This is a genomic window from Streptomyces sp. NPDC056161, from assembly GCF_042268025.1.
Lineage (GTDB): Bacteria > Actinomycetota > Actinomycetes > Streptomycetales > Streptomycetaceae > Streptomyces.
Genome location: NZ_JBHJUV010000006.1, coordinates 33,791 through 48,844, shown reverse-complemented (window position 1 = coordinate 48,844; position 15,054 = coordinate 33,791). Strand labels below are relative to the sequence as shown.

Annotated in this window: 12 protein-coding genes and 1 pseudogene; 11 read left to right on the top strand and 2 right to left on the bottom strand. The window is 71.9% G+C overall.

Features of this window, described 5'->3' with window-relative positions:
* Window positions 1–25 precede the first annotated feature (25 nt).
* Window positions 26–850, top strand: coding sequence for an oxidoreductase (locus ACFC09_RS07685; RefSeq protein WP_376524790.1), 825 nt, complete (start codon window positions 26–28; stop codon window positions 848–850).
* A gap of 377 nt (window positions 851–1,227) precedes the next feature.
* On the opposite strand, the gene ACFC09_RS07680 is transcribed toward ACFC09_RS07685, so the two are convergent.
* Window positions 1,228–2,058, bottom strand: a complete 831-nt coding sequence (locus ACFC09_RS07680) for an HAD family hydrolase (protein WP_376524789.1) — start codon at window positions 2,056–2,058, stop codon at window positions 1,228–1,230.
* Between the two features lie 583 nt (window positions 2,059–2,641).
* Here ACFC09_RS07680 and ssd point away from each other — a divergent pair.
* The 7 genes and pseudogenes from ssd to ACFC09_RS07645 all read left to right on the top strand — a co-directional run.
* Window positions 2,642–3,745, top strand: a complete 1,104-nt coding sequence (ssd, locus tag ACFC09_RS07675) for a septum site-determining protein Ssd (RefSeq protein ID WP_376524787.1) — start codon at window positions 2,642–2,644, stop codon at window positions 3,743–3,745.
* Window positions 3,742–4,956, top strand: a complete 1,215-nt coding sequence (locus ACFC09_RS07670) for a TadA family conjugal transfer-associated ATPase (protein ID WP_376524785.1) — start codon at window positions 3,742–3,744, stop codon at window positions 4,954–4,956. Before ssd ends, ACFC09_RS07670 begins: the two co-directional genes overlap by 4 nt.
* Window positions 4,949–5,809, top strand: a complete 861-nt coding sequence (locus ACFC09_RS07665; protein ID WP_376524783.1) for a type II secretion system F family protein — start codon at window positions 4,949–4,951, stop codon at window positions 5,807–5,809. The genes ACFC09_RS07670 and ACFC09_RS07665 overlap by 8 nt, the downstream gene beginning before the upstream one ends.
* Complete coding sequence (locus tag ACFC09_RS07660; RefSeq protein ID WP_376524782.1) at window positions 5,806–6,606, top strand: type II secretion system F family protein; 801 nt, start codon at window positions 5,806–5,808, stop codon at window positions 6,604–6,606. The genes ACFC09_RS07665 and ACFC09_RS07660 overlap by 4 nt, the downstream gene beginning before the upstream one ends.
* Window positions 6,607–6,706: 100 nt before the next feature.
* Complete coding sequence (locus ACFC09_RS07655; protein ID WP_376524780.1) at window positions 6,707–6,934, top strand: DUF4244 domain-containing protein; 228 nt, start codon at window positions 6,707–6,709, stop codon at window positions 6,932–6,934.
* Between the two features lie 28 nt (window positions 6,935–6,962).
* The gene (locus ACFC09_RS07650; RefSeq protein ID WP_376524779.1) at window positions 6,963–7,301 is read left to right on the top strand and encodes a TadE family type IV pilus minor pilin; all 339 of its coding nucleotides are present in this window, start codon (window positions 6,963–6,965) and stop codon (window positions 7,299–7,301) included.
* A 293-nt stretch (window positions 7,302–7,594) separates the two neighbouring features.
* Window positions 7,595–7,999, top strand: a pseudogene (locus tag ACFC09_RS07645) (Rv3654c family TadE-like protein); the annotation flags it as partial.
* Here the strand turns inward: ACFC09_RS07645 and ACFC09_RS07640 are convergent.
* Window positions 7,917–10,625 (bottom strand): DEAD/DEAH box helicase, encoded by a 2,709-nt coding sequence (locus tag ACFC09_RS07640; protein WP_376524778.1) that lies wholly within the window; start codon window positions 10,623–10,625, stop codon window positions 7,917–7,919. The pseudogene ACFC09_RS07645 and the gene ACFC09_RS07640 sit on opposite strands and share 83 nt — an antisense overlap.
* Window positions 10,626–10,706: 81 nt before the next feature.
* Between ACFC09_RS07640 and bldG the strand changes: the two genes are divergently transcribed.
* The 3 genes from bldG to ACFC09_RS07625 all read left to right on the top strand — a co-directional run bounded on the left by bldG (window position 10,707) and on the right by ACFC09_RS07625 (window position 14,983).
* Window positions 10,707–11,048: an anti-sigma factor antagonist BldG gene (gene bldG, locus ACFC09_RS07635; RefSeq protein WP_009189842.1), complete on the top strand. Its 342-nt coding sequence runs from the start codon at window positions 10,707–10,709 to the stop codon at window positions 11,046–11,048.
* A 153-nt stretch (window positions 11,049–11,201) separates the two neighbouring features.
* A complete protein-coding gene (locus ACFC09_RS07630; RefSeq protein WP_376524776.1) occupies window positions 11,202–11,639 on the top strand; it encodes an ATP-binding protein in 438 nt (145 codons plus the stop codon).
* Between the two features lie 935 nt (window positions 11,640–12,574).
* Window positions 12,575–14,983: a sodium-translocating pyrophosphatase gene (locus ACFC09_RS07625; protein WP_376524774.1), complete on the top strand. Its 2,409-nt coding sequence runs from the start codon at window positions 12,575–12,577 to the stop codon at window positions 14,981–14,983.
* The last annotated feature ends 71 nt before the right edge of the window (window positions 14,984–15,054 follow it).

The following is a 15,054-nucleotide window of genomic DNA, read 5'->3' as shown; positions in this document are numbered from 1 at the left end:
ACGGCGGGCGCGTAGTGTCGTACTCATGAGTACGACTGGCGCGACCACCGATCCGCTCGCGGCCCTGGGCTCGCTGCCCGGCGTGCCCGAGTCCGTGGAGTCCGTACGCAAGGCCGTGGACCGGGTCTACGGGCACCGGATCATGCGCCGCCGCAGCAACGAGATCACCTCCGAGGCGGCGCTGCGCGGTGCCCGGGGCTCCGCGGCGCTGTCCGGCGCCGACTGGGCCCTGGAGGAGGTGCGGCGGCGCACCGACTTCGGCGCCGACGACGGGGCACGCGTGCTGGGTGCGGCCCTCAGGCTGACCGCGGAGACGGGACAACTGCTGTCCATCTGGCGTCAGTCACCCCTGCGGGTGCTGGCCCGGCTGCACCTGGTGGCCGCCGCGGGCAGCGCGGACGCGGTGGGCCGGCCGCGGCGGGACGGCGAGTCCGTCGACGAGCCGCTGATCGAGCTGCCGCTGCCCGGCGCGGACGAGGTGTCCGGCCGGCTGGAGGGGCTCGCGGAGCTGATCGTCGCGGGGAGCGCCGCGCCCGCGCTGGTGACGGCGGCCGTCGTGCACGGCGAACTGCTCGCGCTGCGCCCCTTCACCTCCCACAACGGCCTGGTCGCGCGCGCGGCCGGGCGGATCGTCCTGGTCGGCAGCGGGCTCGACCCCAAGTCGGTCTGCCCCGCCGAGATGGGCCACGCGGAGTTGGGCCGCGCGGCGTACCTGGCGGCCCTCGACGGCTATGTCTCCGGCACTCCGGAGGGCATGGCAGCCTGGATCGCCCATTGCGGCAGGGCGGTCGAGCTGGGGGTGCGCGAGTCGACGGCGGTGTGCGAGGCGCTGCAACGCGGAGCCGCCTGAGAGCGGCGCGGAGCCCGGGGTGGCCACGGGGACCGATCCACAGCGGGAATCTCGCAGGGATGCGGCGGTACGAGTCCTCGTACCGCCGCTGGCATGTCCACCGGGTTACCAGGCGTCCTCGAAATGCTGCCCATCAGGTCGGGAACTTCGCCCGTCTCCTGGTGCGGCTGGCCCGTAATCGACGGGTCGACGTCGCGTGGGTGCCCGGTGTTCATGCTCGGTCCGTGGGGCCGAATGCGTTGTAAAGGTGATCCTTTATGGATGCCCTTTGGTCTCGCGGGCCGTTAAATCCTTTGTACTGCACACCCGAAGCCAGCGGAACCCCCAGCCCGGGTTCTTTACTTTTAGGTTCAAATGTCTATGAACCGGGCAGCGGTTCAGGCGACCGAGCCGCGGCGCCGGTTCGCGTACCACATCAGACCCGCGGTGGCCGCCGCCGCACCTATCGCCGCCGCGACCAGGACCGGACGCGGCGGCGCCGACAGCGAGGGCAGCCGCTGCTTGAGCCGCACCGGCCGGTGGAAGTCCAGAACCGGCCACCCGCGCGCGAGTGCCTCGCGGCGCAGTGCCCGGTCCGGGTTCACGGCGTGCGGGTGCCCGACCGTTTCGAGCATCGGCAGGTCGGTCGCGGAGTCGCTGTAGGCGTAGCAGCGGTCGAGGTCGTACCCCTCGGACTCGGCCAGTTCCTTGACCGCCTCGGCCTTGGTCGGGCCGTACGCGTAGTACTCCACCTCCCCGGTGAAGCGGCCGTCGTCGCCCACGACCATGCGGGTGGCCACCACTCGGTCGGCGCCGAGCAGCTCGCCGATCGGTTCGACCACCTCGGCGCCCGACGTGGACACGATCACCACGTCGCGCCCGGCCGTGTGGTGCTCCTCGATGAGGGAGGCGGCCTCGTCGTAGATGATCGGGTCGATCAGGTCGTGCAGGGTCTCGGCGACGATTTCCTTCACCTGCTGGACGTTCCAGCCGCGGCACAGGGCGGACAGATACTCGCGCATCCGCTCCATCTGGTCGTGGTCCAAGCCGCCGGCCAGGAAGACGAACTGTGCGTATGCGGTACGCAGTGCGGTCCTGCGGTTGATCAGTCCGCCTTGGTAGAACGACTTGCTGAAGGTGAGGGTGCTCGACTTCGCAATGACCGTCTTGTCCAGGTCAAAGAAGGCCGCTGTGCGGGGCAAGGAGTGGCTATCCACACCTCCGAGCATAGGCGCCCACCATTCGGCGTAAGGTGGGGCGCGTGGGTTTGCCTGAGATGGCTCTCGGGTACACCATGGAAGTCACGGATCGTTCGCGACCGTGCTAACCCGGTCCGACTCCTCCCCCCCCGAGTCGGCCGTGGGGACGACCCCCGCTCTCCCCCCCGGCGGGGGTCGTCGCATGTCCGGATGGGTTTTTGCTCCTTCGGTCAGCTGTGAGGCCATGATGAGGGTGAGTGTGCAGGTGGATTTGTCATGGGCATGGCTCGCTACGCTGAGTAGCTGAGGGGGTGCTCTGCGGCTCTCGTGCGGCGGCTCGTGCGGGCTCACCGGTATGGGTGACGGCGATATTCACAACCGCTGAGTTGTCCACAGTTTTCCACCAAGATCCACATGATTTCCGGGATCGCTGCACCGTGATTCCCACGCGTTCCGCCGGCCGCGAGTTCATGGCCGGTCGGCGATTGTCGGCGCGCGTTCGGCCGATACGTATCGGCCGTTCATATGAAGGCCGCTCGCCGGTTCTTCACAGGCTTGGGAATCGCGTGGCCGCAGAGGGCCGCGCGGGAGATGCAGCGAAGGGGGAGCACACATGACCGGAACCGTCACCCACGATCCGCCGCCCGCCACCGGAGGCGGGCCGGGACGGCCGCTGATCGTCACCGAGGACACCGATCTCCTCGACGACCTGTTGCGTCTGTGCGCTGCGGCGGGCGCGACACCCGAGGTCCACCACGGGGTACCGGAGCGCAGAGACCGCTGGGAGGCTGCCCCGCTCGTCCTGGTCGGCGACGACGCCGCGCGGCGCGTACACGGGGCCGCGCGCCGACGCGGAGTGGTGCTGGTCGGCCGCGACCAGGACGACCCCGGAGTCTGGAAACGGGCCGTCCAGATCGGTGCCGACCACGTCCTGATGCTGCCCGACGGCGAGCAGTGGCTGGTCGACCGCATCGCCGACGTCGCCGAGGGCGTCGGCCGACCCGCGTTCACCGTCGGTGTCATCGGAGGCCGGGGCGGCGCAGGAGCCTCCACGCTCGCGTGTGCGCTCGCCGTGACCTCCGCGCGCGAGGGAGCGCGCACCCTGCTCGTGGACGCGGATCCGCTCGGCGGCGGACTCGACGTGCTCCTCGGCGGCGAGACGGCCGAGGGGTTGCGCTGGCCCGCCTTCGCGGCCTCGCGCGGCCGGGTCGGCGGCGGCGCGTTGGAGGAGTCGCTGCCCCGGCTGCACTCCCTGAGGGTGCTCAGCTGGGACCGCGGCGACTGCGTCGCCGTCCCGCCCCAGGCCGTGCGGGCGGTGCTGGCCGCCGCCCGGCGGCGCGGCGGCACGGTCGTCGTCGACCTGCCCAGGCGCCTGGACGACGGCGTCGCCGAGGTCCTTGCCCAGCTCGACCTCGCGCTCCTCGTCGTCCCCGCCGAACTGCGCGCCGTCGCGGCGGCAGGCCGGGTGGCCGCCGCCGTCGGCATGGTCCTGCGCGACCTGCGCGTGGCGGTGCGCGGGCCGTACACACCGGGACTCGACGACCGTGAGGTGGCCCGCCTGCTCGGACTTCCCCTGGCCGGCGAAGTACCCGTCGAACCGGGGCTGCTGCGCCCGCACGAGGGCGGGAAACCACCCGGAGTCGCGGCCCGCGGGCCGCTGGCCCGGTTCTGCAAGGACTTCTGGGGACGGACGCCCGTCGAAGCAGGTGGCACATGAGGACGATTCCCGGGCTCGAACCGGCGGACGGCGCGCGGCTGCTCGACGGCGTGCGGCGCCGGCTCGCCGAGAGCGGCGCCGAACCGACCCCCGCACGTGTGGCACAGGCGCTGCGCGAACAGGGACGAGTCCTCGGTGACGCCGAAGTCCTCGGCGCGGCCGCCCTGCTGCGCTCCGAACTGGTCGGCAGCGGCCCGCTGGAGCCCTTGCTCGCCGATCCCTCCGTCACCGACGTCCTGGTGTCGGCCCCGGACCGGGTGTGGGTGGACCGGGGCGGCGGGCTGGAGCTGACCCCGGTGACCTTCCCGGACGCGGCGGCGGTACGACGCCTCGCGCAGCGGCTCGCCGCGGTGGCCGGACGCCGGCTCGACGACGCACGGCCCTGGGCCGACGCCAGGCTGCCCGACGGGACCCGGCTGCACGCCGTGCTGCCGCCGGTGGCCGTCGGCTGCACCTGCCTGTCGCTGCGGGTCGTACGGCCCCGGGCGTTCACCCTCGACGAACTCGTGGCGGCCGGCACGGTGCCGCCCGGCGGGGACCGGATTCTGCGGGCACTGCTCAGGGCGCGGCTGTCCTTCCTGATCAGCGGCGGGACCGGCAGCGGCAAGACGACCCTGCTGAGCGCCCTGCTCGGACTGGCCGGCCCCGGTGAACGGATCGTGCTCGCCGAGGACTCGGCGGAACTGCGGCCGGACCATCCACATGTCGTACGGCTGGAGACCAGACCCGCCAATCAGGAGGGCGCCGGCCTGGTCACCCTGGAGGACCTGGTGCGCCAGGCGCTGCGGATGCGCCCCGACCGGCTGGTCGTGGGCGAGGTGCGCGGCCCCGAGGTCGTGCACCTGCTGGCCGCCCTCAACACCGGCCACGAAGGCGGGTGCGGAACCGTGCACGCCAACGCCGCCGCGGACGTCCCGGCCCGCCTGGAGGCACTGGGTACTGCCGCCGGGCTCGACCGGGCGGCCCTGCACAGCCAGTTGGCGGCCGCGCTGTCGGTGGTGTTGCACCTCGCCCGGGACCGTACCGGACGGCGGCGGATCAACGAGGTGCACGTACTGCAGCGGGATCCGACGGGTCTGGTGCGGACCGTTCCCGCGCTGCGCTGGGACGCGCGGGCGTTCACACGGGAGCGGGGATGGGAGCGGCTGCGCGGGCTGCTCCGCGACGACGGAAGCGAAGCGAACCATGGGGGTGACGCGGGCGATGGGTGAGATGCCGATGGGGGCCGCGGGGGCGTGCGTCGCGGTGGCCGCGTGGCTGCTCGGCGAGCGGCACCGTGGCGCACGGCGGGCACGGCTGCTGCTCGCGGGCGGCGGTGTCGTGGCGACCGGACCGCCCCTGTGGGGGCGGGCAGCGGGGGAACTGCGGCGTCTTCGCGGCCGGTTGCGGGGCGAATGGTGCGCGCTCGCCGTCGGTGCCGCGGTCGGACTGCTGAGCGGCTCGGTGATTCCGGTCGTCGCGGGGGCGGCCGCTGTGCCCCTGCTGCGCCGGCTCCGGCTGGCCAGGGCGGCACGGCGGGCCCGGGAGGAGCGCGGGGACGCGGTGATCGCCCTGTGCGGGGCACTCGCCGGAGAGCTACGCGCAGGGCGGCAGCCGGGGGAGGCACTACTGCGTGCCGCGCGTGACTCCGACGGACTGGGGGACGCGCAGGCCACGGTGCTCGCGGCGGCCCGGTTCGGCGGTGACGTACCGGGTGCGCTCGCCGCGGCGGCCCGGCAGCCGGGCGCGGAGGGGCTTCGGGGACTCGCGGCGTGCTGGCGGGTGGCCGTGGACCAGGGCGCCGGGCTCGCGGCCGGCCTCGACCGGCTCGACGCGGCCCTGCGCGCGGAACGCGACCAACGTGCCGATCTGCGCGCCCAGTTGGCAGGCCCGCGGGCGACCGCGGTGATGCTCGCGGCCCTGCCCGTCCTCGGACTCCTGCTGGGTACGGCGATGGGCGCCGACCCCCTGCGCGTGTTGCTGCACACCGGGGCGGGACTTGGCTGCCTGGTGATCGGCGGGCTGTTCGAGGTCGCCGGGCTGTGGTGGACGGCGCGGATCGTACGAGGAGCGGAGGCGGCGTGAGCGCGGAAGTTGTCCACAGGCTGGGGGTGGCCGCCGCGATGGCGTGGGGCCTTGCCTTGCTGGTGCGGTGCCTCGCGGTGCGGCGGCGTGAGCGCCGGGTCCGCGGACGGCTGGCCGAGTTGCCGGCGGCCCGGACCCCGGCGATCCGGCCGCCCGTCCGACGGTGCGTCCCGGCGGCGCGGGCCACCGGACGCCGGTGGCTGCCGGTGGCCGGGGCGGTGTGTGCCGGGTGGGTGCTGGTCGATGGTGTCACCGGCGCGGTGCTGGGGCTGGGAGCAGGTGTGGTGCTGTGCCGGTGGTGGCGTCGGCAGGAGTCGGCGGGCCGTCCGGCGGGAGCCGATGCTGCGGAGGCGGCTCGCCAACTGCCGCTCGCCGCAGACCTCCTGGCGGCCTGTATCGCGGCCGGCGCCGGCCCGGTGATCGCCGCTCAGGCCGTCGGCGAGGCCCTCGCGGGGCCGGTCGGGGCGGGGCTCGCCCAGGGTGCGGCGGAGGTGCGGCTGGGCGGCGAACCGGCCGAGGCATGGCGACGTTTGGTGTCCCTGCCGGGTGGCCGGCCGCTCGCCCGGCTGCTGGAACGGGCCGACGAGTCCGGGCTGCCCGCCGCGGAACCCGTCGCCCGGCTGGCCGCGGACGCCCGTGCGCAGCGGGCGCGTACCGGCACGGCGAGGGCTCGCAGAGCCGCCGTCATGGCCACCGCGCCGGTGGGGCTGTGCTTCCTGCCCGCCTTCATCACCGTAGGCGTCCTGCCCGTGGTGATCGGGCTGGCGGGTGGCGTGGTGGGAGGGGGCGGTGGATGACGGGATGAGGAGGTGTGAGACGGCGAACGTGAAGTGAGAAGGCGCACAAGGTGGATGGGGCCGGCAGGTTCGGCATGGCTTGGGAACAGCGGGAGTTGAGATGAGCAAGAACGCCGAGAAGACCGAGAGGGCCGAGAGGGCCGAGAGGGCGTGGGCGTGGCTTTGGGCGCGGCGGTGCCGGGACTCGGGGATGGTGACGTCCGAGTACGCGATGGGGATCGTCGCGGCGGTGGGGTTCGCGCTGCTGCTCTACGAGGTCGTGACCAGCGGACAGGTGCGCGCGGAACTGCAGGCCATCGTGAAGCGAGCCCTCAGTGCGCGGATGTGAGTGGGAGGAGAGGCGCGATGCGGGGTTCGTGACGGCCGAGGCAGCGGTGGTGCTGCCCGTGCTGGTGGCGTTCACGATGGCGCTGGTCTGGGGGCTGTTCGTGGTGGTGACGCAGATCCAGTGCGTGGACGCGGCGAGGACGGGCGCGCGGGCGGCGGCCCGGCAGGACCCCGCCGACGCGGTCGTCGCGGTCACCCGTGCGGCCGCACCGGACGGTGCGAAGGTCACGGTCGGCCGCGAGGAGCACCAGGTGCGCGTCACGGTCGTGGCGTGGCCGCCACTGCTCGGCTCCCTGCCGCTGGAGGTACGGGAGGAGGCCGTGGCGGCCACGGAGGGCCCACAGCTGACGGGGGAGGTGGGCCCATGAGGCGCCGGGCGCCCGTCTGTTTGCCCGGATCGGTTCTGTTCCACAGGCGGGTCCCGGTTGTCCACAGGCGAGTTCCGGTTCCTGGGTGGATCCCGTCCCGCGGGTGGGCTGCGGGGCCCAGGAGGATCCCGTACCGAGGGTGGGTTTTCGGGTCCGCACGGATCCTGTCCCTCGGGCGGCTTCTCCTCCCCGGACGGTTCTCGTTCCGTCGGCGGGTCGCGTTCTCTGAGCGGTTCTCGTTCCTTGGACGGGGCGTGGACCGCGAGCGGGTCTCGTTCCCTGGGAGGGTTCGGGTGCCCGGGTGGGCTCGGGCGCGGTCCTCGGACCGGGGGTCCGCCACCGTCTGGTGCGTCGGGGCGATCGCAGTCCTGTGCGTGATGTTCGGTGGCGTGCTCGCTCTGGGCCAGGCCGTCGTGGTCCGGCATCGTGCGGCGGGCGGCGCGGACCTCGCCGCTCTCGCGGCGGCGGACCACTGGGCCGAGGGCACGGCCGCGGCCTGCGCGCGAGCCGGACGGGTGGCCGAGGCCCAGGACACACGTCTGGTGCGGTGCGTGATCGTCGGGGAGACCTCGGACCTCACTGTTGCGGCCGGCAGCGGCCCGCTCGCGGCGGAGGTCAGGGCACGGGCCGGTCCTGCTGGGCCGCCCCAGCAGGGCCCCCTGCCGACACTTCCGCCGAGCCCCCCGGCACCCCTGCCGACCCTCCCGGCGCCTCCGCCGACCCTGCCTGCCCCGGCTCGTGTCGCGATATCCGCTCGGAATCCGGTGTCTCCCCGGAGTCCGGACTCTTCTCGGGGTGCGGCGACTCCTCGGGCTCCGGTGGGTGCGCAGCCCCGCGCAGGAGGGTCGTGAGGAGCCGTACGGCCCCCCTCTTGTGCAACGGCTCGTTCCCGTTGCCGCACTTGGGGGACTGGATGCAGGACGGACAGCCTGCGTCGCACTCGCAGGAGGCGATGGCTTCGCGGGTGGCGGTGAGCCATTCGCGGGCCGTGTGGAAGGCGCGTTCCGCGAATCCCGCGCCGCCTGGGTGGCCGTCGTACACGAAGACCGTCGGCAGGAGTGTGTCCGGGTGCAGCGGGACCGAGACACCCCCGATGTCCCAGCGGTCGCAGGTGGCGAACAGCGGGAGCATGCCGATCGAGGCGTGCTCGGCGGCGTGCAGGGAGCCGCCGAGGATCTCCGGATTGATCCGGGCCTCGTCCAACTGGTCCTCGGTGACCGTCCACCACACCGCGCGCGTCCGCAGCGTACGAGGAGGGAGGTCGAGCTTGGACTCGCCCAGTACTTCGCCGGTGATGACACGTCGACGCAGGAAGGAGACGACCTGGTTGGTGACTTCCACAGAGCCGTAGCACAGCCGCCCCGCCCCCCACGGGACCTCTACGTCCGTCTCCAGGACGGAGATCGACGTCGTGTCGCGGGCGACCGTCGAGTAGGGCGGGTCCGCCTGCTCGACCAGGGCGACCGAGTCCTCCAGGTCGAGTGAGCGCACCAGGTAGGTGCGGCCCTGGTGCAGATGGACCGCCCCCTCGTGCACGGTCGAGTGCGCGGCGCCCGCGTCGACCGTGCCGAGCAGGCGACCCGTCCCGGCCTCCACGACCTGCACCGGCTGGCCGCCCGCACCGCGGATGTCGGTCAGGTCGGCGGCCCGCTCCCGGCGCGTCCAGTGCCAGGCGCTCGCCCGGCGGCGCAGCAGCTTCGCGGCCTCCAGCTGCGGCAGCACCTCCGTGCAGGCGGGGCCGAACAGGTCCAGGTCCGCCTCGGTGAGCGGGATCTCCGCGGCGGCCGCGCACAGGTGCGGAGCCAGGACGTAGGGGTTGTCCGGATCGAGGACCGTGGACTCCACGGGCTGGTCGAACAGGGCCTCGGGGTGGTGCACGAGGAAGGTGTCCAGCGGGTCGTCACGGGCGACCAGTACGGCCAGCGAGCCCTGGCCGGAGCGGCCGGCCCGGCCTGCCTGCTGCCACAGGGACGCGCGCGTGCCCGGATATCCGGCGATCACCACGGCGTCCAGTCCGGACACGTCCACGCCGAGTTCCAGGGCGGTCGTCGCGGCCAGGCCCAGCAGTTCGCCGGAGTGCAGGGCCCGTTCCAGGGCGCGGCGTTCCTCGGGCAGGTAGCCGCCGCGGTAGGCAGCCACGCGCCGGGGCAGGGAGCGGTCCACCTCGGCGAGCCGTTCCTGGGCGATCACCGAGATCAGCTCGGCGCCACGCCGGGAACGGACGAACGCGACCGAGCGCACGCCCTGGACGGTGAGGTCGGTCAGCAGGTCGGCGGTCTCGGCGGTGGCGGTGCGGCGGACGGGCGCGCCCTTCTCGCCGTGCAGCTCGGTGAGCGGGGGCTCCCAGAGGGCGAACACCAGTTCCCCTCGGGGGGAGGCGTCGTCGGCGACCTCGACGACCGGCAGGCCCGTGAGCCGACGCGCCGCCACGGACGGTTGAGCGGCGGTCGCCGAGGCCAGCAGGAACACGGGCGAGGCGCCGTAGCGGGCACAGACGCGGCGCAGCCGGCGCAGCACCTGGGCGACGTGCGAGCCGAAGACACCCCGGTAGGTGTGGCACTCGTCGATGACGACGTATTCGAGGTGCTTGAGGAAGGAGGCCCAGCGGGCGTGCGAGGGCAATATGCCGCGGTGCAGCATGTCCGGGTTGGTGAGCACGTAGTTCGCGTACTGGCGGATCCATTCGCGTTCCTCGAACGCCGTGTCGCCGTCGTACACGGCGGGGCGCACCGCCTTGCCCAACGGTTGTGAAAGTTCTTTCACCGATCTGCACTGGTCCGCCGCGAGTGCCTTCGTCGGGGCCAGGTACAGGGCGGTGCTGCCGCGCCCGCCCGCCCCTCGCCCGCCAGAGCCTCCTGGAGGCCGTTCGCGCTGCTCCGTCCGGGTGGGGGCCTCGGAGCCGTCCAGGAGGGCCGAGAGGACCGGTACGAGGTACGCCAGGGACTTGCCGGAGGCCGTGCCGGTGGCGACGATCACCGAGTCGCCGTCCAGGGCGTGCTCGGCGGCCAGGGCCTGGTGGGCCCACGGGTGGTCCATACCGGCGGCCTGGACGGCCGCGACGACCTCGGCGCGGATCCGATCGGGCCAGACGGCATGGCGGCCCGCACGTGGGGGCAAATGCTCCGTATGAGTGATGCGCGAAGACCGGCTCGGCCCCGAGGCGAGCCGGTGCAGGACCGTGCCCGGGGAGAAGCCGGTTTCGGCGTCCGTCTGGAGTCGATCGGATCGGTGATTCTTGGCCATCGGCACCGAGTGTGTCACCGGCGTGACGGACAATGGGTCCAAGGCGTCGTGCACGCCTGCCGGTAAGTGATTGAATGCCATCGCGGCTGGCGTACGTCCCGGGGGCCGCAAGCCGAGGTGTCCCGAGGGGCGACCGCTCGATAGCAAGGTGCTGGAGGATCCGTGGACCTGTCCCTGTCGACCCGTACCGTCGGCGATCGTACGGTCGTCGAGGTCGGTGGCGAAATCGACGTATATACCGCGCCCAAGTTGCGCGAGCAGCTGGTCGAGCTGGTGAACGACGGGAATTTCCACCTCGTCGTCGACATGGAGGGCGTGGACTTCCTCGACTCCACCGGGCTCGGCGTGCTGGTCGGCGGCTTGAAGCGAGTGCGTGCCCATGAGGGCTCGCTGCGCCTGGTCTGCAACCAGGAGCGCATTCTCAAGATCTTCCGCATCACCGGTCTGACCAAGGTGTTCCCGATTCACACCTCGGTCGACGAAGCGGTGGCAGCCACCGACTGACCCCGGTCGCCGATCGGACTCGGGCCACCGACCGGCCCGAGCCGTCGGACCGTGTCCGGGCCGATCGCCCGGGGCGGAAGAAGTTCATCAGGGGGGTCGGACTTTCGGCGGTCCGGCCCCCCGACCGCACGCCCGAAGTTCCGAGGGGGACGCATGGCCACCGTTGAGCTCCGCTTCAGCGCGCTGCCCGAGCACGTCCGGACCGCCCGACTGGTGGCGGCAGCGGTGGCGCGCAGGGCCGGAGTGGACGAGGCCGTACTCGACGAGGTCAGGCTCGCCGTCGGCGAGGCATGCTCCCGCGCCGTAGGACTGCATCAGGGCGCCGGTACGACCGCGCCGGTGAAGGTGGTGCTGATCGAGGAGGAGAAACAGTTCTCCATCGAGGTCGGCGACGAGGCGCCCCGTTCGGCCCCGGGTGAGCGCGCGCCCGGCGGCTCCGCTCACGAGGTGGACGCGGAGACCGAGGAGGACGAGATGGGCCTCGCGGTGATCAGCGGACTCGTCGACGACGTGGAGGTGACCGCCGGTGAACACGGCGGGCTGATCCGCATGACCTGGCCGACCACACCACCGGCCACCGCCCTCGCCTGACACCGCCGCGCGGCGGCACCCCGCGACACACCTGCGGGCGACTTTCTGCCGGCTCCATCGCTCCAATTTCTGCCGGCTCCATCGCGCCATCGGGCCGACCTGGCCCCGATCCGGCTCCGTCGGGCCATCGCGCCCAATCCGGTTTCATCGGGTTCCCGGGCTCTACCGGGCTCCACCGGGTTTCACCGGCTTCTTCGGCTTCATCGCGTTCCTGGATCACGGCGGGCTTGGGCGTGGGTCACGGGCGGCTTCCTCCCCGTGCTCCCCGGCTCGCCGGGCCTCCCCGGCCCTGCCGATGTTCTCCTGGTCCGTTCTTTTGGGCCGTTCTCCTGGTTCCGGCTGGTCGCACGCGACCGCGTACCGGTGGGGGCGCCGACACGCCGGGATCCGGATGCCCCCGGTCCCGAGCTTTTCTGCGCTTCGTCCCACCGGCGTCACCCTGCTCACAGCGGTCCTCACCCTGCACATCACGCCATTTGTGCTCCACGCGCCCCTTCCGGCCGTCCTCGCCGTCTCTTCCGCCTCCGGCAGGTCCCGGTGTGCCCTGCCGACCAGTCCCCGCATCACCACCACCCTCCCCGTGCCGCTCCCGCCGCCCGTGTCACCCGTGCGCCCGTGCCGTCGTCCGGCCGTGCGGATGCCGTCGGCCGGCCACCCTCCGGAGCCCCGCTCAGCAGGGGTTTCGTGTTATTTTCCGGCGGCCGTCGGAATTCGTGAAGGAATTCACGATCAATCAGTCGATAATTTGATCAAGCGTCAATGCGGGCGTCAACGCCTTTGGGGCGTTACCACTTTCGGGTTCTGTGGTGTGATGTCGATCATTTGCTGTAGAGCAGGTGCAGGCTAATTACGATTACCGCGCTCTGTTTTGATCAGGTTCCGGTACCTAGAATCCGTCCACATCTTGAGCTCAGCCCAAGCGTCAAGGAGGACGAATGGCGGGGCTTTCTACCCCTCATCAGTTGGGCCAACCCACAACCTTCGCAGCCGCAGTACTGACCGACGGCAACCGTGTCCTGGTGGCGGTCTTCGTGGCCGTCGCGCTGGCCGCGCTCGTGGTCGCCGGGATCCTGGTGCGCCAGGTGCTCGCGGCGGGCGAGGGCACCGACAGCATGAAGAAGATCGCGGCGGCGGTCCAGGAAGGTGCCAACGCGTATCTGGCCCGTCAGTTGCGCACGCTCGGCGTATTCGCCGTCGTCGTGTTCTTCCTGCTCATGCTGCTGCCCGCCGACGACTGGAGTCAGCGTGCCGGACGATCGGTGTTCTTCCTGATCGGAGCGGTGTTTTCGGCGGCCACCGGCTATATCGGCATGTGGCTCGCCGTACGCAGCAATGTGCGTGTCGCCGCGGCGGCCAGGGAAGCGACACCGGCGGCGGGTGAACCGGAAAAGGATCTCACCGCCGTCTCGCACAAGGCAATGAAGATCGCATTCCGCACGGGCGGCGTCGTCGGCATGTTCACGGTGGGTCTCGGCCTGCTGGGCGCCTCCTGCGTGGTGCTGGTGTACGCGGCCGACGCGCCGAAGGTGCTGGAGGGCTTCGGCCTCGGCGCCGCCCTGATCGCCATGTTCATGCGTGTGGGCGGCGGCATCTTCACCAAGGCCGCCGACGTCGGCGCCGACCTGGTCGGCAAGGTCGAACAGGGCATTCCGGAGGACGACCCGCGCAATGCCGCGACCATCGCCGACAATGTGGGCGACAACGTCGGCGACTGCGCCGGTATGGCGGCCGACCTGTTCGAGTCGTACGCCGTGACGCTGGTCGCGGCGCTGATCCTCGGCAAGGCGGCGTTCGGCGACTCCGGGCTCGCCTTCCCGTTGCTGGTGCCGGCCATCGGTGTGATCACCGCGATGATCGGCATCTTCGCGGTCGCCCCGCGCCGGGCCGACCGAAGCGGCATGTCCGCGATCAACCGGGGCTTCTTCATCTCCGCGGTGATCTCGCTCGCGCTGGTCGCCGTGGCGGTCTTCGTCTATCTGCCCGGAAAGTACTCGGACCTGAACGGCGTGACGGACGCGGCGATCAGCGGCAAGAACGGCGATCCGCGGATCCTCGCGCTGGTCGCGGTGGCGATCGGCATCCTGCTCGCCGCCGTGATCCAGCAGCTGACCGGCTACTTCACCGAGACGACCCGCCGGCCTGTGCGCGACATCGGCAAGACCTCGCTCACCGGTCCGGCCACCGTCGTACTCGCCGGTATCTCGATCGGTCTCGAATCTGCCGTGTACACGGCGCTGCTGATCGGGCTCGGCGTCTACGGGGCGTTCCTGCTCGGCGGTACGTCGATCATGCTGGCCCTGTTCGCGGTCGCGCTGGCCGGTACCGGTCTGCTCACCACGGTCGGCGTGATCGTCGCCATGGACACCTTCGGCCCGGTCTCCGACAACGCGCAGGGCATCGCCGAGATGTCGGGCGACGTCGAGGGCGCGGGCGCGCAGGTGCTCACCAACCTGGACGCCGTCGGCAACACGACCAAGGCCATCACCAAGGGCATCGCCATCGCCACCGCGGTGCTGGCGGCCTCGGCGCTGTTCGGGTCGTACCGCGACGCGATCACGACCGGGGCGAACGACGTCGGAGAGAAGCTCTCCGGGGCGGGCGCCCCGATGAGTCTGATGATGGACATCTCGCAGCCCAACAACCTGGTCGGTCTCATCGCCGGGGCGGCGGTCGTCTTCCTCTTCTCCGGGCTCGCCATCAACGCGGTGTCGCGTTCGGCCGGCGCCGTGGTGTTCGAGGTGCGCCGGCAGTTCCGTGAGCGGCCCGGGATCATGGACTTCAGCGAGAAGCCCGAGTACGGCCGGGTCGTCGACATCTGCACCAAGGACGCCCTGCGGGAGTTGGCCACACCGGGTCTGCTGGCCGTGATGGCGCCCATCTTCATCGGCTTCACGCTCGGCGTCGGCGCGCTCGGCTCCTATCTGGCCGGTGCGATCGGCGCGGGCACCCTGATGGCCGTGTTCCTCGCCAACTCCGGCGGTGCCTGGGACAACGCCAAGAAGCTCGTGGAGGACGGCCACCACGGTGGCAAGGGCAGCGACGCGCACGCGGCGACAGTGATCGGCGACACGGTCGGCGACCCCTTCAAGGACACCGCGGGCCCGGCGATCAACCCGTTGCTGAAGGTGATGAACCTGGTGGCGTTGCTGATCGCGCCCGCGGTGATCAAGTTCTCCTACGGCGACGACAAGAACATCGGCGTGCGGATCCTGATCGCGATCCTCGCGGTCGCGGTCATCATCGGCGCGGTGTACATCTCCAAGCGGCGCGGCATCGCGGTGGGGGACGACGAGGAGGATGCCGGCCGGGTGTCCAAGTCGGCGGATCCCGCGGTGGTTTCGTAGGCCGTACGTACCCGGTTCGCTCAACGGGCGGGCGGGTGGCGCACATTGGTGCGCCGCCCGCCCGTCTCGCG

Excerpts from the sequence above, each read along its gene's own strand:
- ssd (WP_376524787.1), top strand. The coding sequence starts at position 2,642 with ATGACCGGAACCGTCACCCACGATCCGCCGCCCGCCACCGGAGGCGGG.
- ACFC09_RS07655 (WP_376524780.1), top strand. The coding sequence starts at position 6,707 with ATGAGCAAGAACGCCGAGAAGACCGAGAGGGCCGAGAGGGCCGAGAGG.
- ACFC09_RS07685 (WP_376524790.1), top strand. The coding sequence starts at position 26 with ATGAGTACGACTGGCGCGACCACCGATCCGCTCGCGGCCCTGGGCTCG.
- ACFC09_RS07680 (WP_376524789.1), bottom strand. The coding sequence starts at position 2,058 with ATGCTCGGAGGTGTGGATAGCCACTCCTTGCCCCGCACAGCGGCCTTC.
- ACFC09_RS07630 (WP_376524776.1), top strand. The coding sequence starts at position 11,202 with ATGGCCACCGTTGAGCTCCGCTTCAGCGCGCTGCCCGAGCACGTCCGG.
- ACFC09_RS07665 (WP_376524783.1), top strand. The coding sequence starts at position 4,949 with ATGGGTGAGATGCCGATGGGGGCCGCGGGGGCGTGCGTCGCGGTGGCC.
- ACFC09_RS07670 (WP_376524785.1), top strand. The coding sequence starts at position 3,742 with ATGAGGACGATTCCCGGGCTCGAACCGGCGGACGGCGCGCGGCTGCTC.
- ACFC09_RS07640 (WP_376524778.1), bottom strand. The coding sequence starts at position 10,625 with ATGGCATTCAATCACTTACCGGCAGGCGTGCACGACGCCTTGGACCCA.
- ACFC09_RS07625 (WP_376524774.1), top strand. The coding sequence starts at position 12,575 with ATGGCGGGGCTTTCTACCCCTCATCAGTTGGGCCAACCCACAACCTTC.